Here is a 19,758-nt window from a genome sequence, read left to right on the forward strand (position 1 = left end):
GCTAGCGGCATATACTCCGGAAAAAGGACGTACAATGATTATCGTAATGAAACTTTCGGCGACCGACGCACAGGTAGCCGCCGTGGTGGGGCTGATTCGTGAGTCCGGCCTCAAAGAGCACGTTTCGCGTGGCTCGGAGCTGGTGATTATTGGTGCGATGGGCGACGAAGATTTGCTGGATGCATCGCGCTTTGAAATTCTGGCCGGTGTCGAGCGTGTAACGCGGATCATGAAGCAGTACAAAATCGTGTCGCGTGACACGCATCCGGCGGGATCGATTATCCAGATTCGCGGCATCCCGCTAGGTGGCAAGCAGATTCAGGTGATTGGCGGGCCTTGCTCGATTGAAACGCAGGCGCAAATGGACGAAGCGGCGGCGGGTGTGGCCGCGGCAGGCTGCCGGTTGATGCGCGGCGGTGCTTTCAAGCCGCGGACGAGCCCGTATGCATTTCAGGGCTTGGGCGTTGAAGGGCTGGAGATGTTCCAGACTGCCGCCAGGCGACACAATCTGCCTATCGTGACCGAGCTGATGGACGTGCGCATGCTCGACACTTTTATGGAGTACGACGTTGACGTCATTCAGATCGGCGCGCGCAATATGCAGAATTTTGACTTGCTCAAAGAAGTCGGGCGCGTTAATAAACCCATTATTTTGAAGCGCGGCCTGTCGGCAACGATTAACGAATGGCTGATGGCCGCCGAGTACATTGCTGCGGGGGGCAATCACAATATCATTTTCTGCGAGCGCGGCATCCGCACGTTTGAAACGGCCTACCGTAATGTCCTCGATGTCACCGCGATACCGGTTTTAAAGCGCGAAACGCATCTGCCGGTGATTGTTGACCCAAGCCATGCGGGCGGTAAGGCGTGGATGGTGCCTGCGCTGGCGCAAGCCGCGGTTGCTGCTGGTGCGGATGGGCTGCTGATCGAAATGCACCCCAATCCGGCCGAGGCCTGGTGCGACGCCGATCAGGCGCTGTCGCCGCCGCAACTGAACGAGCTGATAACTACTTTGGGCGCCATTGCGCAGGCCGTGGGACGTTGCATCTAAGCCGAAGAAGTGTTCACGATCTAGCGAAGCTAGAGCGAGGCAAGGCCAAAACGGCGAAGGAAGCGAGACTTACGCATTGTCAATGAGAATGCCGAAGGCGTTTTTAACGCCGCATCGCTCAAGCGCAGCAGATTGTGAACAGGCTCTGAATATATGCAAGGAAAACATATGAATAAATTAATATTGATTTTGGTGGGGCTGGGCGGCTTTCATCTTGCGCATGCCGCCGAGACTACCGGTGACACAAGTGCAACGGCGGCGACTCGGCTGGCTGGTGATTATCAATTGGTCGAGCTAAATGCTCGGCCCGTTTCATCATTTGACCGAGCAGCCATTACGCTCACGATTTCGGCCGATGGCAAGCTGTCCGGTTTTGCCGGCTGCAACCAATTTCACGGAAAATTAACTGCCGAGCCACTGCGCATTGGCCCTGTCGCCAGCACGCGCAAGCTGTGCGCTGACCCGGCGGTGATGCAGCAGGAGCAGGCTTTTCTGAATGCTTTAAATCAGGCCAGCGCGCTCGAGCGCATAGCGCCATCTGGCCTGATTTTGCGGGCCCAAGCGAATCAATCGCTGCAGTTTATGTTGTTTGCCAAGCCTGTTGAGAAGGTAATCTGGGTGGGGCCACGCAAGAAAGATTGTGTCGCTGGCGTGATGAAAACGCAGTGTCTGCAATATAAAACCAGTAAGAATAGCCAGTGGCTCAATTTTTATGGCGAGATCGCCGGTTTTGACTGGCAAGAAGGCAAGCGCTACAAGCTAAAGGTGCGTGAAGAGCAGATTGCCAATCCACCGGCCGATGCTAGTAGCATCAAAACCAGTCTAGTCAAAGTGTTATCCAGCCGATGAGCGCCCAAAAAATCAACAAACTGGTTCTGCTGGGTACAGGCTTGATCGGTGGCTCTTTCTCGCTGGCGCTTAAGCGGGCGCGATTGGTTGGCGAAGTGGTCGGCGTCGGTCGCAATGCGGCTAATCTGGCTCGTGCGATTGAGTTGCGGGTGATTGATGTCGCCAGCCATGACGCAGCGCAGGCAGTGCAGGGCGCTGACCTGGTGTTTCTGGGCACCCCAGTCGGCCAGATGGGCGCGTTGATGGCACAGATTGCGCCGCATTTGCCGTCGCATTGTATTGTGACTGATGGCGGCTCGACCAAGCAGGATGTTTGCGCGCTCTACCGGCAGTTTCTGCCCAATCAGCTGGCAAGCTGCGTGCCGGGGCATCCAATTGCGGGTTCTGATTTGTCGGGCGCAAGCGCGGCTACCTACGGCCTCTATGAAGGTCGTCGCATTGTTTTAACGCCTTTGGCCGAAACCTCGGCCGAGACGCTGGCAACAGTGCGTGCGCTATGGCAGGCCTGCGGGGCGATTGTCTATGAAATGGACGCCGCAACGCACGATGGCGTTTTTGCTGCGGTTAGCCATGTACCGCATCTAGTGTCTTTCGCCTATATGAATGCCGTGCTGGGCAAGGATAATGGCGAGCAGTGTTTGGATTTTGCGGGTACCGGTTTTCGTGACTTCACGCGCATTGCTGGATCGCACCCGGAAATGTGGCGCGATATTACACTGGCCAATCGGGATGCAATCCTGGCTGATTTGCGCGCCAATGTGGCTCAGCTGCAGTCGCTGGTTGCGCTCATTGAGGCGGGTGAGGCGGGCGCATTAACCGAATACATCAATCAGGCCAGTCAGGCGCGTAGTGCCTGGGGCAAAAAACGCATTTGACTACCCACCGAGGATTGTGATGACTTATCAAGCTGCTGCAAATCGCTATGAAACGATGCCTTACCGTCGCTGTGGTCGCAGCGGCTTGAAACTGCCAGCCCTGTCTTTGGGCATGTGGCACAATTTTGGCGACAATAAACCATTCGACAATAGTCGCGCGATGGTGCTTAAGGCTTTCGATCTGGGCATTACGCATTTTGATCTGGCAAACAATTATGGCCCCAGGCCCGGTGCAGCCGAAGAAACGATGGGGCGTTTGCTAAAAACCGATCTGGCTGGCTATCGCGACGAGCTGATCATCAGCAGCAAGGCGGGCTGGGAAATGTGGCCGGGCCCCTACGGCGATTTGGGGAGTCGTAAATACCTGATCGCCAGCTGTGATCAAAGCCTGAAACGCATGGGGCTCGATTACGTTGATATTTTCTATTCGCATCGGCCAGATCCGGATACGCCGATTGAAGAAACAATGGGCGCGCTTGATAGCCTGGTGCGCCAAGGCAAGGCGCTGTACGTTGGCATTTCCTCCTACTCGGCCGAGGAAACCGCAATTGCGGCCAAAGTCTTAAAAGAGCTCGGCACACCATGCCTGATTCATCAGCCTTCGTACTCGATGTTTGATCGCTGGATAGAAAATGGCTTAACCGATGTATTGCGCCAGGAGCAAATCGGTAGCATCGCATTTTGCCCCTTGGCGCAGGGGTTATTGACCGATCGTTATCTGAACGGCATTCCAGCTGATTCGCGCGCGGCTGACACACAAAACCATTTTCTCAATAGTGATAAAGTCCAGTTGCGACTGGCGCAAATCAAGGCTCTGAACGAGATTGCTCTTGCTCGTGGTCAGTCGCTGGCGCAAATGTCGCTGGCATGGGCTTTGCAAACGGTCACATCGGTGATCATTGGTGCAAGCCGGGTGGCACAAATTGAGGAAAATGTGGGGGCGGTGAATAATCTGGACTTCAATGCTGACGAGCTAAAACAGATTGAATTGATTCTGCAGCAGGTTTAAGCGCGCCATTTAAATCGATACAATGACGGCCGGAATGTTTTCCGGCCTTTTTATTTGCGACGAACTTAATACGACGAGACCGATATGACGCAGAACCTGATTCCTGTAATTGCCATCGACGGCCCATCCGCTTCCGGCAAGGGTACCGTTGCCCAGCGCGTCGCAGATGCGCTAGGTTTTCATTATCTGGATTCGGGTGCAATTTATCGCCTGACTGCATTAGCTGCTCAGCAGCAAGGGGTATCTTGGTCTGATGAAGATGCAGTATCGTCTGTAGCGCAATACCTAGATGTAGTATTTGACGGGGAAGCCATTTTGCTGGCAGGCGTCGATGTCAGCAACACGATCCGCAGCGAAGAAATCGGCTCGGGCGCTTCGCAGATCGCCGCCTTACCCAAAGTGCGTGCCGCATTGCTGGCGCGCCAGCAGGCCTTTGCCAAAGTGCCGGGTCTGGTCGCCGACGGACGCGATATGGCTTCGGTCGTTTTTCCGGCGGCACCGCTGAAGATTTTCCTGACCGCCAGCGCCGCAGCGCGTGCCGAGCGGCGTTATAAGCAATTGATCGCTCGCGGTGAAACCGCTAATTTGGCAGTGATCACGGCCGATCTGGAGGCGCGCGATGCGCGTGATCGTGCGCGCAGCGTTGCACCGTTGGCGCAGGCGCCCGATGCTTATTTACTTGATACAACTGAAATGGATATTGATTCGGCGGTGAAACAAGTTTTGACCTGGTGGACGAAAAAACTTAAGTAAAACAATACTTAAGCGCTTGATCAAAGTCGTTTTTTTCTTTAGAATGCTCCAATTCAAATTTGGCTTTTGCTAAATTTGATGCTTGCCCGTTGTTCTGACGGGCTTTTACTTTGGCCATCCACCTTTTGTGGTTTGGCTTTTACTAACTAACCCGCTGTGGCTTGTGGTACTAAAGTCCGACAGCAAATGGAATTTTCCACTAATGACTACCGCTACTATGGAAAGCTTTGCAGCCCTGTTTGAGGAAAGCCTCACCCGTCAAGAAATGCGTTCGGGTGAAGTGATTACTGCCGAGGTTGTAGGCATCGACAGCAACTTTGTTACTGTAAATGCAGGCCTGAAATCTGAATCACTGATTCCTCTGGAAGAGTTCAAAAACGACAACGGCGAAGTTGACGTTAAGATCGGTGATTTCGTACCAGTTGCAATCGATAGCCTCGAAAACGGTTACGGCGAAACGAAGCTTTCTCGCGAAAAAGCCAAACGTCTGGCTTCTTGGATCGAATTGGAAGACTGCCTGGAACGTGGCGAAATCATGTCTGGCGTTATTTCCGGTAAAGTTAAAGGCGGCTTGACTGTAATGGTTAACGGTCTGCGCGCTTTCTTGCCAGGCTCACTGGTTGACATTCGTCCAGTAAAAGACACGACTCCTTACGAAGGCAAACAAGTTGAATTCAAAGTAATCAAACTTGATCGCAAACGTAACAACGTAGTAGTTTCTCGTCGCGCCGTTCTGGAAGATTCTCTGGGCGAAGAGCGTCAGAAACTGTTGGAAACCTTGAAAGAAGGTTCAATCGTTAAGGGTATCGTTAAAAATATCACTGACTACGGTGCATTCGTTGATCTGGGCGGTATTGATGGTTTGCTCCACATCACTGACCTGGCTTGGCGCCGTGTTAAACACCCATCTGAAGTATTGGCAGTGGGTGATGAACTTGAAGCTAAAGTTCTGAAATTCGATCAAGACAAAAACCGCGTATCTCTCGGCCTGAAACAATTGGGCGAAGATCCATGGGTGGGTCTGTCACGTCGTTACCCATCAGGCACTCGCATGTTCGGTAAAGTCACTAACCTGACTGACTACGGTTCATTCGTAGAAATCGAACAAGGCATCGAAGGTCTGGTACACGTTTCTGAAATGGATTGGACTAACAAAAACGTTCACCCATCTAAAGTTGTGTCTTTGGGCGACGAAGTTGAAGTGATGATCCTGGATATCGACGAAGACAAACGTCGTATCAGCCTGGGCATGAAACAGTGCATGGCTAATCCATGGGATGATTTCGCTGCTAACTTCAAGAAAGGCGACAAACTGAAAGGCGCGATCAAATCGATCACCGACTTCGGCGTATTTGTTGGCTTGGCTGGCGGCATCGACGGTCTGGTTCACTTGTCTGACCTGTCTTGGAACGTTCCAGGCGAAGAAGCTGTTCGCAACTTTAAGAAAGGCGACGAAGTTGAAGCCATGGTTCTGTCTATCGACGTTGAGAAAGAGCGCATCAGCCTCGGCATCAAACAGATGGAAGGTGATCCATTCAACAACTTCATCTCTCAATCAGACAAAGGTGCAATCGTTAAGGGTATCGTGAAGTCTCTCGATGCTAAAGGCGCGATTGTTACACTGTCTGAAGAAGTTGAAGGCTACCTGCGTTCTACTGAAGTTTCACGTGACCGCGTTGAAGACATCCGTACCGTTCTGAAAGAAGGTGATGAAGTTGAAGCGCTGATCATCAATGTTGATCGCAAAACTCGCTCAATCAACCTGTCTATCAAAGCAAAAGACAGCGCTGATCAATCAGAGGCGATGAGCAAATTGTCTTCGACTATCGAAGGCAACGCAGGCACAACTAGCCTGGGCGCATTGTTGAAAGCAAAATTGTCAGGCTCTGCTGAATAATTCTTAAGGATTACAGCGGAACATGACCAAGTCAGAACTCATCGCAAAACTGGCCGAACGCTATCCACAGCTGGTAGCCAAAGATGCGGAGTTAGCCGTGAAGACGATGCTCGATGCGATGGCGCGTAGCCTCGCTCAGGGTCAACGTATCGAAATCCGCGGATTTGGCAGCTTCGACCTGAACTACCGCCCGCCACGAGTGGGGCGCAACCCGAAATCAGGCACCAAAGTATCGGTACCTGAGAAGTTTGTGCCACACTTCAAGGCAGGCAAAGAACTACGTGAGCGCGTCGATTCGGAAGCGTAAACGCAAGTGCTAAATAAAAAGGCGACATCTTGGATGTCGCCTTTTTTATTGGCTCTAACTCAGGCGCAAAGCAAATATAAGCTACAATATTGGCAAAACAACAGGAGTTTGACGAATGCATTATTTAGGCTGGGCTCTTAAATTTCTAATTTTTACCATGCTATTTGGCTTTGCAATGCATAACGCGGCGCCCATTGATTTGCACTTTTTTCTGGGGTATTCCTGGAATGCGCCACTGGCAATGATTTTGCTGGTGTTTTTTGTTGTTGGTGCCACTTTTGGCTTGCTCGCCAGCCTAGGGCAAGTTTTTCGCTTACGTCGCGAATTGGTTCAATTGCGCAAAGAATTAAAAAGCCGGGTGAATCCTCACCCTGTCCAAGCAGATCAAGCCCTTGAACAACCCAAAGACGCTATTTAAATGATCGAAATTCAATTCTGGTGGCTGATTATTCTGCCGCTATTTTTTGGTCTGGGCTGGCTTGCTGCCCGGGTCGATATCAAGCACGTCATTGCCCAGAGTAAATCACTGCCTAGTGCCTATTTCAAAGGGCTGAATCACTTATTATCGGGTGAAACCAACAAGGCGATTGAAGTCTATGTTGATATCGCCAAACAGCACGAAGAAACAATCGAGCTGCAATTTACCTTGGGCCATCTTTTCCGGCGACGGGGTGAGCTCGAGCGCGCTATTCGCATGCACCAAAAGCTTCTGGCACGCAGAGATTTGACCATTCCGCAAAAAGAGCAAGCGCAACTTGATCTGGCGATTGATTTTATCAAGTCAGGCCTGTTTGATCGGGCGGAAAATCTGCTGCACGAGCTATCAGGTACAAATGCCGCCAAAGCGGCCCGTGTTGAGCTGCTCGCGATTTATCAGCAGGAACATGAGTGGCAAAAAGCGATCGAGATTGCTGAGCAGCTGCGCGATGAAAGTCACACCTACCAGCATGAAATTGCGCAGTTCAAATGCGAGCTTGCCGCTGCAGCTTTGATTCGCAATCAAACCGAACAGGCACAGAATTATCTGGAAAACGCACTCAACGTGCATCGCCCCTGCGTCAGGGCTCGACTCATGCTGGGCGAAATCCTATTTGGCAAGCTGGACTATCAGGGCGCGATTGATCAATGGCTACTGATTGAGGCGCAAGACGCCAGCTATTTGTCACTGGTTGCCCGTAACCTGCTTAACGCCTACGAGAGGCTCGACCAGCAGCAAGAGGGTATCGCACTACTGATTCGCTATCTGCAGCGCTACCCGGAACTCGATGTGATTGATTTGATCTACGAGCATCTGATCGCCTCGAACGGCGTGGAAGCGGCGCATCTGTTTGTTCGTGAGCGCCTGCGTGATTCGCCGTCGATGCCGGGTTTGCGCAAGCTGCTTGAAGCCCACTTATTGGTTGCCCCGGATGATCAGAAACCCGAAATCGAGTTGATCGGCAAGCTACTGCACGATAATACGCGCGAGCACAGCATGTATTACTGCCGTGAATGCGGCTTTAAAACCCGGCAGTTTTTCTGGCACTGCCCCGGCTGCAATGGCTGGGAAACGTATGCGCCTATCCGCGGAAAACGTCGAAATCAAAGCGAATAAATATGGCTTTGCACGGCTCTGTGGCAGTGTTACTCAAACCGTGCATGGTCAATTTTGTCTGGCTCATTAAATTTGAAAAGAGTAATTGAGTATGTCTTTAGATCCACGCGTTGTTGTCGCGCTTGACTATCCTGATGCCGCTGCTGCTTTGGCCTTTGCCAAAACGGTGACGCCGCAATTGTGTCGCCTGAAAGTGGGCAAAGAGTTGTTCACGGCCTCAGGCCCGCAACTGGTTGAAGCTTTGGTTGCACAAGGCTTTGATGTTTTTCTGGATTTGAAATTTCACGACATTCCCAATACGGTTGCTCAGGCCTGCAAAATGGCCGCTGAGCTGGGCGTCTGGATGGTGAACGTTCACGCCTCTGGAGGTCGAAAAATGATGGAAACGACGCGCGAGACGCTGGAAAAGCTACCTCAGCGGCCACTGCTGATTGCGGTTACTGTGTTGACCAGCATGGGCGGCGACGAGCTAGCCGAATTGGGCTTGAATGTAACGCCAGCGCAGCAGGTCGAGCGGCTGGCGCGCCTGACCCAGTCTTGCGGTTTGGATGGTGTTGTATGCTCGGCACAAGAATCTGCACTATTGAAAGCCGCCTGCGGTCAGGATTTCAAGCTGATTACACCAGGAATTCGCCCTGCCGACGCCGCTGCCGACGATCAAACCCGCATTATGACGCCGGCAGCAGCCATCGTGGCGGGATCGGATTATCTGGTGATTGGTCGCCCAATTACGCAAAGCGCCGATCCGGTCGCTACCTTGCAGGCCATCAATGCCACTTTGCATGGCTAATCGAGGTAATTGAATGTCACTGAAAGACCGAGTTAGATCCGCCAGGGTGCTGGTGGTAGGCGACGTGATGCTGGATCGTTACTGGTTTGGCGATGTGGAGCGCATCTCGCCCGAGGCCCCCGTACCCGTAGCCAAAATCAATAAAACCGACGAGCGTGCTGGCGGCGCCGCCAATGTGGCACGTAATATCGTCTCGCTGGGTGGGCAAGCCAAATTGCTGTCCGTGATCGGGGCCGATGAAGCCGGAAATAGTCTGGAACGACTACTGCTGGCTGCAGGCGTTGAAACGGGCTTTCATCGCGATCCGGATATTTCAACCACGGTGAAATTGCGCGTCCTGGCCCGGCAGCAACAGTTACTGCGCATTGACTTTGAAGACTTGCCGGGGCACGAAATACTGGCAGCCAAACTGGACGAGTTCAAAACATCACTGCTTGATGCCGACGTTGTAATTTTGTCCGATTACGGCAAAGGCAGCCTGACCCATGTGCAGGATATGATCCAGATCGCCCGAGCGGCAGGCAAACCTGTGCTGGTAGACCCCAAAGGTGATGAGTATCAGGCCTATCGTGGTGCGACCTTGCTCACCCCGAATCGCAGCGAATTCCGCCAAGTGGCGGGCACATGGAAAGGCGATACCGAGCTGGCAGAAAAGGCACAGGCACTACGCCAGCAGCTGGACTTGACTGCCTTGCTGGTTACGCGCAGCGAAGAGGGGATGACGCTGTTTAAGGAAGGCGAAGTCGTTCACAAACCCACGCAGGCACGTGAAGTGTTTGATGTTTCTGGGGCAGGTGATACGGTGATCGCCACTTTGGGGTTGATGCTGGCGGCTGGACTTGATTTGCCTGAGGCGATGGACTGGTCAAACAAAGCGGCCGGCATTGTCGTTGCCAAGCTGGGTACTGCCGTGGCGAGCGCAGAGGAGCTGTTCTAGCGGACTATACCCCCACTCAAAGGCAGGCTAATGCCAGCCTTTGAGTTTGCTTACGCACTTTCTACACCGTTTCTACGCGGTTTTTCCCGCTCTTTTTCGCCTTATACATCGCCGCATCAGCACGGGTAATGACCGCATCGCGTGATTCATCCAGCCCCGCCAGGGTCAAACCAGCGCTAAAAGTAATCAAAACCTTTTCATTTTCATGCATAAAGAAGCGCTTGGTCAGCTCGCGCTGTACGCGCTGCATGGCCTGCAAACCTTCTTCAATTGCCGTGCCCGGCATCAGAATGACAAACTCTTCGCCACCGTATCGTGCCACGGTATCGGTAGGGCGCAGCAAATCCTTGACCACCTGCACCAGGTGCTTCAACGCCGTATCACCCGCTGCATGCCCTAGTGAATCATTCAGTTTTTTGAAGTTATCAATATCGAGTAGCGAGACCGCGAAGGGCACATTGCTGCGTTGCGCGCGTGCCAGCTCGACCTGATAGGCGTCCTCTAACCCGCGGCGGTTTAAAGCACCGGTTAACTGATCTTCACGCACTTTATCGCTCAGAGCTGTTAGCTCTTTTTCCAGCTCAAGCACGCGCAAATGGGCCTGATCGGCTTTTTTTCTGGCCTCCAGCAAATCATCGCGCGAGCGCATCACATCAAGTTGCATGCTGCGCGTATCCTGCATCAGGTCTTCCATAACGTGGCGGATACTGACCAGATCGTTGGCTTCTTCAATCTTGCCGGCGTACTGCGTGATTTTGGTGTGGTAATTGTCCGTACTTTGCGACATTAAACCCAGCCGGTCGATAAATGAAGCCAGCATGTTTTTCAAGGCAGTTTGCGCCTGAACCAGGCTATGTTTCACCTGACTTTGCTTGAACATCACTTCCTTGAGCCCAGCCTCGGCGTCGTATAAAACCCGCATATCCAGGGGTTGTGACATGATGGTTTGCACCACGGCAATCTGGCCACGCACCCATTCATCGTCAATGACAATTTCCGCCATATTGTCGGTTAGTAGGCGCAGCAGTTTCATCAGGCCATCGGCAAGCCGGTCTTCCTGATCGTTCTGCAGCTCGAGTTTGAGCCAGAATTTGCGCAAGCGCGGCAGCCATTTTTCCATCTCGGCCCGATTGCCGACAGCCTTGGCTTCTCTGGCGATCACGAGCGTTTCCTGCTGCAAATCCGGATTGTGCAACAGGCGGGCGGCCAAACCCAGCTCAAGTGCCGTTACGGTTGAATCACGCCAATCTTGCCAATTAATCGACTCTGTGCCAGCTGGAGAGGGTGCACTTGGCGTAATCGCCTCCGCGGACATATTCTCCAGGCTGCTGATCTGGGTATTTTCTACTCCGGTTTCCGACCAGGAGTTGATCAGGCCAACCATCTTCTGATTGAGCTCGTTGGCGTTATTGCCAAAATTGGCCAGCACTCTGTCCAGAGCCTCTTTTTTCCGGCTCGGCGGGTAAGCCGGGTTGCGTAAATCCCACTGTAAAATCAGTTCACGAATCAGTTCGCCCCAGCTTTTACTCAGCTCTGATGTGGTGCCCTGGCTTTGAATGCAGCGGATCAGCTGGTCATACAGGGCGGCCCATTCTTCACGCTTGATGGCCCGTTTGAGTTGCTCCAGCTGTCGTTTGGCTTCGTGCGACTGCGGCGTAGTGCGCTCCAGAGCGGCGATCAGCTCCTTTAGCCCCGGGTGTTGACGGTCGGCTTCGCTGGTTTGCGCAATTTCATGGTAAATCGATTCGTAATGATCGGGCGAGGGCACGATACGCCGCATCGCCAGCTGCTTTAGGGTTTCACGCGCAATATCGGTGGGGTTGGTCAATTTTTCCATGGCTCACATCACGCAGACAGAGAGTATGCAGAGTATAGGTTGAAAAAGCAGATATAAAAAACGCCACATCATGTGGCGTCAGGCTGAATATTCAAAGTGCTCAGACCAGCCCTTTCGGGAGGGCAAATATCACGTTTTCTTCGACTCCGGACATGGACTCGACCGATTTGGCGCCAAATTCTTCAATTTTGGCAATCACGCGACGAACCAGTACATCCGGCGCTGATGCACCGGCGGTAATACCCACTTTGCCTTTGCTGGCAAACCACTCCTCTTTGAGTTCAGTCTCATTGTCGACCATATAGGCATCAATGCCGAGGCCAGCACCTACTTCACGCAGGCGGTTGGAGTTGGAGCTATTGGGCGAGCCGACCACTACCAGAATATCAATCTCTTTAGCCAACTGCTTGACTGCATCCTGCCGGTTCTGTGTGGCGTAGCAAATATCGTCTTTTTTCGGCCCGACAATCTCAGGAAAGCGTGCGCGCAAGGCATTGATCACCACTTGTGCATCGTCAACGGAAAGCGTGGTTTGCGTCACGTAAGCGAGCTTATGCTCATCACGCACTTGCAGCGCCAGCACGTCTTTTTCATCCTCGACCAGATACATCCCACCTGCAGCTTGTCCCATTGTGCCTTCCACTTCGGGATGTCCTTTGTGGCCGATCATGATGATTTCATAGCCTTGCTCGCGCAGACGTTTCACTTCCAAGTGCACCTTGGTCACCAGTGGACAGGTGGCATCGAAAATATGCAGGCCACGCTCGGCAGCTTCAGCGCGCACTGCTTGCGATACGCCGTGTGCCGAAAAAATCAGCGTATTACCAGAAGGCACATCGCTGAGATCTTCGATAAAGATCGCGCCCTTGGCTTTCAGATCTTCAATCACAAATTTGTTATGTACCACTTCGTGGCGGACATAAATTGGTGCGCCAAATTTTTCTAGGGCGCGCTCAACAATCGCAATAGCGCGATCCACGCCAGCACAAAAGCCGCGTGGCTGAGCGAGGATGATATTCATGGGTTTATTCATGATTGGCCTGTTTATCCTTTTTGAAGCTATCAATCACCATCAGAGCGGCACCGATGCAAATGGCCGAGTCGGCGATATTGAACGATGGGTAGTACCAATTTTGATAGTAAAACTGCAGAAAATCGATCACGTGGCCAAACACGATGCGATCAATCGCATTGCCTAGCGCGCCACCTAAAATCAACGACAACGATGTGGCATAGCGCGGTTCGGCCTCGTGTTTTTTGAGCAAAAACACGATCACAACCGATACCACTAGCGCTAAACCAGTAAAGAAATGCCGCTGCCAGCCGCCCGCGTCAGCCAAAAAGGAAAACGCGGCGCCGGGGTTGTACGCCAAAGTGAGGTTAAAAAAGCCTGGAATCACCGGTTTGATTTGATGCATTTCAAACACAAATTCAATCCAGTGTTTGGTGATCTGATCAAGAATCAAAACGATCAAAGCCAGACCCAGATAGCCTTTAAATTGCTTAGGCATGCGAGCGAACCTCGCCTGCGCCGTGTAGATTGTCATCACAGCGTGCGCACAGCGTTTCATAGCCCACTACCGTAGATACGGTAGGGTGGTAATGCCAGCAACGCTCGCATTTTTGTTCGCTAGAGGCCGATACCTCAATGTCAAATGCACCTTGTTTGAGTTTGGCTTGCGAGGTGATCATCACAAACTTCAATTCATCGCCCAGTGCGTTGAGCGCTGCGAACTGCTCGCCTTCAGCGCTGATGGTGATTTCGGCTTGGAGGCTGGAGCCCAGCGCCCCCGCTGCGCGCAGCACTTCGATGTCTTTTTGTGCCTGTGCGCGTACTTCGCGTACCAGCGCAAACTGGGCGCTCAATGCTGCAGCATCGCTAACGGCAGGGATATCGTACCAAGCGTCAAGGAATACGCTGTCATCCTTGCCGTTCAATATTTCCCACACCTCATGCGCGGTGAATGAGGTAATCGGAGCCAGCAGGCGCACCAGCGCTTGCGTGATATGCCACAGCGCAGTCTGCGCCGAGCGGCGGCCCTGGCTATCGGCGGCCATGGTGTAGAGACGATCTTTAATGATGTCCAGATAGAAAGAGCCCAGCTCTTCTGACGCATAGGCCGTCATTTCCTGTACGGCCAGGTGGAACTCGTACTTGTCGTAGAAACCCGTCACACGCTCCTGGAACGCGGCCAGTTGCACCAGCGCATAGCGATCCAACGTGGCAAGTTGTTCAACTGGCAGAGCATTGCTCGCGTTGAAGTCGCTAAGATTGGCCAGCAAGAAACGCAAAGTATTGCGAATACGACGGTATGCGTCTGCAGTCCGCTTCAGGATTTCGTCAGAGATCGATACCTCACCAGAGTAATCGGTGCTCGCCGTCCACAAGCGCAGCATATCCGCGCCCATTTGGTTGATCACTTGCTGAGGCGCAACGACATTGCCTTTGGATTTCGACATTTTCATGCCTTTGCCATCAACAACGAAACCATGCGTCAACAATTGTTTGTACGGCGCGTGGCCAACCGTTGCGCAGGCCGTTTTCAGTGAGGACTGGAACCAGCCACGGTGCTGGTCCGAGCCTTCCAGATACAAATCAGCAGCGGGGCGGCTGTCATCACCGTGGTTAAGGTCTTCGCGCTGTTTTACCACGGCAAAGTGCGTCGAGCCCGAATCAAACCAGACGTCGATGGTGTCTTTCAGTTTTTCGTAGTGAGCTGCATCATCGCCAAGCAATTCGGCCGCATCGAGCTTGAACCAGGCTTCAATGCCTTCTTTCTCGATACGCTGCGCAACTTGTTCGAGCAATTCGGTCGAGCGTGGGTGCAATTCAGCCGTTTCTTTATGGATAAAGAACGTCATCGGCACGCCCCAAGTCCGTTGGCGTGAAACGCACCAGTCCGGGCTGTTTTTGATCATCGCTTCCAAGCGAGCGCGGCCCCAGGCCGGGAAAAACTCGGTGGCATCCACCGCACGATTCGCTTTGTCACGCAAAGTCTCAGAGCCAACTTGCTTATCCATGCCGATAAACCACTGCGTCGTCGCGCGGAAAATCAGCGGAGTTTTGTGGCGCCAGCAATGCGGGTAGCTGTGTTCCAACTTTTTGTTCGCCAGCAAGGCGCCGCGCTCTTCAAGCAAAGCTACGACTTTCGGATTGGCTTTCCATACGGTTTCACCGGCGAAATGTTCGGTCGTAGAGATATAGCGGCCATCGTTCGCTACTGGATTATCAACTGGCAGGTGATACTTCAAGCCAACTTGGTAGTCTTCCAAGCCATGCGCTGGAGCGGTGTGCACTAAGCCAGTACCCGCTTCTGCGGTTACGTGCTCGCCGCAAATAATCGGCACCTGGCGATTTAAAAATGGGTGTTGTAGCAACAGGCCATTGAGCGCTGCGCCTTTGGCTTGCGCGATCACTTCATTGCTGTCGATGTCGTAGCGTTTGAGTGCAGCTTCGGCCAGCTCGCGCACCAAGATCAACAAGCCGCGTTCGGTTGCGATCAAATCGTACGTAAAATCAGGATGAACCGATACCGCCTGATTGGCTGGCAGCGTCCACGGTGTCGTCGTCCAGATCACGGCTTTGGCGCTCAAGTCGCCAACGGCTACTCCACCAAAGGCCGCGGATAGTGCGGCTTTGTCGACGACTTCAAAGCCGACATCAATCGCTGCCGATACTTTGTCTTCATATTCAACTTCAGCCTCGGCCAGCGCTGAGCCACAGTCCACGCACCAGTGAACCGGTTTCTGGCCTTTTACCAGGTAACCGTTGCCATGAATTTTGCCCAAAGTGCGAACGATGTCGGCTTCGGTTTTAAAATTCATCGTCAGGTATGGATTATCCCAGTCACCCAGAACGCCCAGGCGGATAAAGTCGACTTTCTGGCGCTCAACCTGAATCGCCGCATATTCGCGGCACAATTCGCGGATGAAGCTGCTTGGCAGATGGATTTCTTTTTCATCTAAACCGTTGGCTTTGCGATATTCAACAATGCGCGAGTGGATCACCGGATTGGCTTTGATCGCGTCTTTGTCCGATTTCACCAGTTTTTCGATCTGGTGCTCAATCGGCATGCCGTGGCAATCCCAACCCGGTACATAGGGAGCGTCAAATCCGGCGAGCGATTTTGATTTGAGGATGATGTCCTTGAGGACTTTATTCATCGCATGGCCGATATGAATGTCACCGTTGGCGTACGGAGGGCCGTCGTGCAGAATGAATTTCGGACGATTTTGTTCTTTCGCTTTGGCGCGTAGTTTCTGGTAAATCTGGCCGTCTTGCCATTGTTTCAAAAAGCCCGGTTCGCGTTTTGCCAGATCGCCACGCATTGGAAACGGCGTGTCCAGTAGATTAACCGGGTATTTATTTGCGGGTTTGTCGCTCATTGCAATCTCTACTTTAATTTAATGTCGGTATTCAGTGATGTTATCTATGAGCCGCAAACCAGTCTTTGGCTTGCTGGCAATCGACGCCAATCTGTGCGATCAGTGTGTCAAAATCGGGGTATTTCTCTTCGTCACGCAATTTGTGCAGAAAATCAATGCGCAAATGCTGACGGTAAATTTCGCGCTGGAAGTCAAAAATATGCACTTCCAGCTTCGGGCTTAAATCGCCGCCATGAATGGTGGGTCGAAATCCCAAGCTGGCCACGCCTTGATAGGTGCGCTCAAGCCCATGAATTTCAACGACGAATATCCCCAACAGTGGCGGGCGGTTGTGTTTGAGCTGGATATTGGCGGTGGGAAAACCGAATTGCCGCCCCAGCCGATCGCCGCCGACTACGCGGCCAGATATTGAATATGGCCTGCCAAGCAATTGCGAAGCGTGCTGCATCTGCCCGGCTTGCAAGGCATTGCGAACGGCGGTGGAAGACACACGCTCACCCTGTACATCCTGCGTAGGCAGACTGTGGCACTCCAGATCGGGGTGCTGGCACAACAGCGCAAAATCACCCGCTCTTTTGGCGCCAAAGCGGAAATCATCGCCCACCAGCACGTAGCGGGCATTGATTTGCTGCGCAACGATATGGTCGCGGAAAAACTCGGGGCTGGATGCGGCAAAGGCCGTGTTAAAGCGCTGCACGATCAGGCAATCAACCCCGCTGGCGGCGAGCAGCTCGATTTTCTCGCGCAAGCTGGTCAGGCGGGCAGGCGCGGTGGCTGGGGTAAATACTTCGCGCGGATGCGGCTCGAACGTCATCACCACACTGGCCAGACCACGCGCTTTGGCCGCTTGCTTGAGCTGCGCCAGCATCGCCTGATGCCCCAGATGCAGGCCGTCAAAATTGCCGATGGTCAGCGCGGAAGGAGAAAGGGGTTGAGGCGGTGTGCCACGAAAAACTTGCATGCCAATAAGGTGCTCTAGCGAACCGTTTCTAGGGTGAAATAATTGCAAGGCGGGCAGCATCGCCAGCCTTGCGCAAGCGCGTATTCTAACGCCAGAAGGGGTGAGTGGCTAAACAAAAGTTTTCACATCAGCCGTAGCAATCGCATGCGAGGGTTTTTGCCTTCCGCCTTGCATGGCCCGAAGCAGTCCGGCGCTGGCCAGCTTGTTACTCAGGGGCTGACTTCGACGACACCGCCAGCCTGGGCGATGCCGGTCAGTATCATATTACGCCCCACCCGTACCCGCACAGTAGCGCCTTCCGCTGCGTTGTTCAGCGCGATACCTTCGTTGCGAATTTCAAGGCCGTCTTCGCGGTATACAATCCGCACTCGCTGATTCTGCTGAATCACCATTGCTGCGCGCAAATGTTCTTTGCGTATCGGCTGGCCGGCGGCAATTGCCGTATTGAGCGTACGGCCAATGGCCTGCGTGGCATCCATCAGTACCGAGCCGGGCAAAGTACCCAGATCGCCGCGCTGGAACATCAGATCGGACTCGGCGAGGGTCTGATTGGCGCCCACTGGCCGCGCTGCGACCAGATACTGCACCAGCATGGTGATTTGCACCGGCGTATTCACGCTCCAGTTGGCCCCTTGCATGCACTTGGCTCGCAACATGGTTTTGCCAATCAGCCGATAGCCCTGGGGCAAACTCACCTCGATGGCAGCACACTCATCAAGCTGCAAACGCGGATCGAGCTTGCTGATGGTATATGACGCCGTGCCGGGGCTATTGAGCAGCGCCTGATCGAGCCAGTTTGCCAGCTCTTTTTGCAATAGCTGCAAATCCTGCTTACCAGACGAGGCGTGCGCCAGCGGCGAGACCACTAGCCCCGCCGAGCCGAGCAGCAGCGCCAGAAAGAGTGCGATTAATTTTTGCATCCGCAAATTATATGCGCATCTGCCCGCATCGCCTACAATCGGCGTTTTGTTAGAACTAAGCGGATTTGCACAATGCTGGAGTTGCTGTTTGGAATTTCTACCCTAGTGGTCTTGCTGGCTGGGGTGCTGGTGGTAAGCCGTTTGCAGCAATTGGCCAGCAATCAGCGCGAAGTGCTCGACACTTTAATGCAGGAGCTGGAAGCCAAGCACCGGCAAATGCTCTCCGATCTGCATCAGGGGTTGAGCAAACAGGCGGAGGCCTTGAATTCCGGCCTGGCGCAGCATGGTGCTTTGCTGCACGAGGCGGTGAATCGCTCGGGCGACCGTTTGCGTGACGGTATGAGCGAGTCCTTCGAGCGCCTGCGCAGCGGCGTCAACAGTGAAATGAAAGAAAGCCGCGAAGCTATGGCGCGGCTGCAGAGCGCGCAAAGCGATGCGCTGGCCACACTGCGTCTGTCGCTGACGGCCAGCCAGGGCGACACCCGAGAGCAAGTTTTAAAACAACTCGGCGATATTTCCAGCGCACTGCAAAGCAAGCAGGACGCGCTGCGCGAAGACATGCTGCTCAAACTCTCGACCATGCTCGCCGAACAATCGAAGCGCGAAATGGAACAACTTCAAGCCGCACTGCAGCAATCATCGCAAACGCTGACCGCCAGTGTGGGCGAGCTGACCAAGGCCACCGATACGCGGCTGGGCGAGATTTCCGGCAAAGTTACCGAGCGGCTCGACGAGGGCTTTAAAAAGACCAATGAAACCTTTGCCAGCGTGATGGCGCGCTTGGCAACCATCGATGAGGCGCAGAAAAAAATCGACGGCTTGACGACTAATGTCGTGAGTCTGCAGGAATTGCTGGGCGACAAACGCAGTCGTGGTGCTTTTGGCGAGGTGCAGCTGGAGCATCTGATCAGCAATGTACTGCCGCAGCAAGTCTACGAGTTGCAAGCCAGCTTGCCCGGCGGTGTGCGTGTTGACTGCCTGCTCAAATTGCCTGAGCCGACCGGTACCGTGGCGGTCGATTCGAAATTCCCGCTGGAAAACTACCACCGCATGTTCAGCACCGAAGTCGACAAAGTACAGGCAACACGGCTGTTTAAAGCCGACGTTAAAAAACACATCGACGATATTGCCAATAAATACATCGTGCCCAATGTCACTGCCGATGGCGCGGTGATGTTTATTCCGGCCGAAGCGGTCTTTGCCGAAATTCATGCCTACCACCCCGAGCTGGTGCAGCACGCGATGGCGCGACGGGTCTGGATTGTGTCGCCAACGACGCTGATGGCCGTGCTCAATACCGCGCGCGCAGTGATCAAGGACGTTGAAACGCGCAAGCAGGTGCATATTATCAAGGAGGCGCTGGGCAAGCTGGGGCAGGAATTTAACCGCTTTGACACGCGAATGAAAAAACTTGCCACGCATATCCGCCAGGCGCATGAAGACGCGCAGGACGTGAGTATTACCAGTGAAAAAATCTCCAAACAGTTCAACAATATCGAGCAGGTGCGGCTTGAAGGTGAAGCCATCGAAACGTTGGCATTGAACGAGTAGGGTATATGGCTGCAGGCCAATTTAAATATGATCTGTAGCCA

The 19,758-nt window shown here is 53.3% G+C and carries 18 protein-coding genes; 12 read left to right on the top strand and 6 right to left on the bottom strand.

Annotation, left to right across the window (positions count from 1 at the left end; genetic code table 11):
- Positions 1–34 precede the first annotated feature (34 nt).
- From aroF to rfaE1, 11 genes are all read left to right on the top strand, one after another.
- Positions 35–1,051: a 3-deoxy-7-phosphoheptulonate synthase gene (aroF, locus tag FLS37_RS04625; protein ID WP_157314762.1), complete on the top strand. Its 1,017-nt coding sequence runs from the start codon at positions 35–37 to the stop codon at positions 1,049–1,051.
- A 168-nt stretch (positions 1,052–1,219) separates the two neighbouring features.
- The gene (locus FLS37_RS04630; protein ID WP_198314484.1) at positions 1,220–1,900 is read left to right on the top strand and encodes an META and DUF4377 domain-containing protein; all 681 of its coding nucleotides are present in this window, start codon (positions 1,220–1,222) and stop codon (positions 1,898–1,900) included.
- Positions 1,897–2,775 (top strand): prephenate dehydrogenase/arogenate dehydrogenase family protein, encoded by an 879-nt coding sequence (locus FLS37_RS04635; RefSeq protein ID WP_157314764.1) that lies wholly within the window; start codon positions 1,897–1,899, stop codon positions 2,773–2,775. Before FLS37_RS04630 ends, FLS37_RS04635 begins: the two co-directional genes overlap by 4 nt.
- A 19-nt stretch (positions 2,776–2,794) precedes the next feature.
- On the top strand, positions 2,795–3,784 hold the full coding sequence (gene mgrA / locus FLS37_RS04640; RefSeq protein ID WP_157314765.1) for an L-glyceraldehyde 3-phosphate reductase: 990 nt from the start codon (positions 2,795–2,797) through the stop codon (positions 3,782–3,784).
- Positions 3,785–3,868: 84 nt separating this feature from the next.
- Positions 3,869–4,537 (top strand): (d)CMP kinase, encoded by a 669-nt coding sequence (gene cmk / locus FLS37_RS04645; protein WP_157314766.1) that lies wholly within the window; start codon positions 3,869–3,871, stop codon positions 4,535–4,537.
- Between the two features lie 202 nt (positions 4,538–4,739).
- Entirely contained in the window at positions 4,740–6,434 is a 1,695-nt protein-coding gene (rpsA, locus tag FLS37_RS04650) for a 30S ribosomal protein S1 (protein WP_232522487.1), read from the top strand.
- A gap of 22 nt (positions 6,435–6,456) precedes the next feature.
- Entirely contained in the window at positions 6,457–6,741 is a 285-nt protein-coding gene (locus FLS37_RS04655) for an integration host factor subunit beta (RefSeq protein ID WP_157314767.1), read from the top strand.
- A 115-nt stretch (positions 6,742–6,856) separates the two neighbouring features.
- Positions 6,857–7,159 carry a lipopolysaccharide assembly LapA domain-containing protein gene (locus FLS37_RS04660; protein ID WP_157314768.1) on the top strand — a complete coding sequence of 101 codons (303 nt, stop codon included), beginning with the start codon at positions 6,857–6,859 and terminating at the stop codon, positions 7,157–7,159.
- Positions 7,160–8,335: a lipopolysaccharide assembly protein LapB gene (lapB, locus tag FLS37_RS04665; RefSeq protein WP_157314769.1), complete on the top strand. Its 1,176-nt coding sequence runs from the start codon at positions 7,160–7,162 to the stop codon at positions 8,333–8,335. It abuts the gene before it with no gap.
- Between the two features lie 91 nt (positions 8,336–8,426).
- Positions 8,427–9,125 (top strand): orotidine-5'-phosphate decarboxylase, encoded by a 699-nt coding sequence (pyrF, locus tag FLS37_RS04670; RefSeq protein ID WP_157314770.1) that lies wholly within the window; start codon positions 8,427–8,429, stop codon positions 9,123–9,125.
- Between the two features lie 13 nt (positions 9,126–9,138).
- Positions 9,139–10,062: a D-glycero-beta-D-manno-heptose-7-phosphate kinase gene (gene rfaE1, locus FLS37_RS04675; RefSeq protein ID WP_157314771.1), complete on the top strand. Its 924-nt coding sequence runs from the start codon at positions 9,139–9,141 to the stop codon at positions 10,060–10,062.
- A 61-nt stretch (positions 10,063–10,123) separates the two neighbouring features.
- Here rfaE1 and FLS37_RS04680 read toward each other — a convergent pair whose 3' ends face one another.
- From FLS37_RS04680 to flgA, 6 genes are all read right to left on the bottom strand, one after another.
- Positions 10,124–11,899 carry a GGDEF domain-containing protein gene (locus FLS37_RS04680; protein WP_157314772.1) on the bottom strand — a complete coding sequence of 592 codons (1,776 nt, stop codon included), beginning with the start codon at positions 11,897–11,899 and terminating at the stop codon, positions 10,124–10,126.
- A gap of 100 nt (positions 11,900–11,999) precedes the next feature.
- The gene (ispH, locus tag FLS37_RS04685) at positions 12,000–12,932 is read right to left on the bottom strand and encodes a 4-hydroxy-3-methylbut-2-enyl diphosphate reductase (protein ID WP_157314773.1); all 933 of its coding nucleotides are present in this window, start codon (positions 12,930–12,932) and stop codon (positions 12,000–12,002) included.
- On the bottom strand, positions 12,925–13,410 hold the full coding sequence (lspA, locus tag FLS37_RS04690; RefSeq protein ID WP_232522488.1) for a signal peptidase II: 486 nt from the start codon (positions 13,408–13,410) through the stop codon (positions 12,925–12,927). The genes ispH and lspA overlap by 8 nt, the downstream gene beginning before the upstream one ends.
- Positions 13,403–16,285: an isoleucine--tRNA ligase gene (ileS, locus tag FLS37_RS04695; RefSeq protein WP_157314775.1), complete on the bottom strand. Its 2,883-nt coding sequence runs from the start codon at positions 16,283–16,285 to the stop codon at positions 13,403–13,405. Before ileS ends, lspA begins: the two co-directional genes overlap by 8 nt.
- A 40-nt stretch (positions 16,286–16,325) precedes the next feature.
- Positions 16,326–17,246, bottom strand: coding sequence for a bifunctional riboflavin kinase/FAD synthetase (locus FLS37_RS04700; protein ID WP_157314776.1), 921 nt, complete (start codon positions 17,244–17,246; stop codon positions 16,326–16,328).
- Positions 17,247–17,455: 209 nt separating this feature from the next.
- Positions 17,456–18,166 (bottom strand): flagellar basal body P-ring formation chaperone FlgA, encoded by a 711-nt coding sequence (flgA, locus tag FLS37_RS04705; protein ID WP_157314777.1) that lies wholly within the window; start codon positions 18,164–18,166, stop codon positions 17,456–17,458.
- 72 nt (positions 18,167–18,238) lie between these two features.
- Here flgA and rmuC point away from each other — a divergent pair, with 72 nt between their 5' ends.
- Positions 18,239–19,717, top strand: a complete 1,479-nt coding sequence (gene rmuC / locus FLS37_RS04710) for a DNA recombination protein RmuC (protein WP_157314779.1) — start codon at positions 18,239–18,241, stop codon at positions 19,715–19,717.
- Positions 19,718–19,758: the final 41 nt, after the last annotated feature.

Source organism: Chitinibacter sp. GC72, assembly GCF_009760905.1.
In the GTDB taxonomy this organism is placed as follows: domain Bacteria; phylum Pseudomonadota; class Gammaproteobacteria; order Burkholderiales; family Chitinibacteraceae; genus Chitinibacter.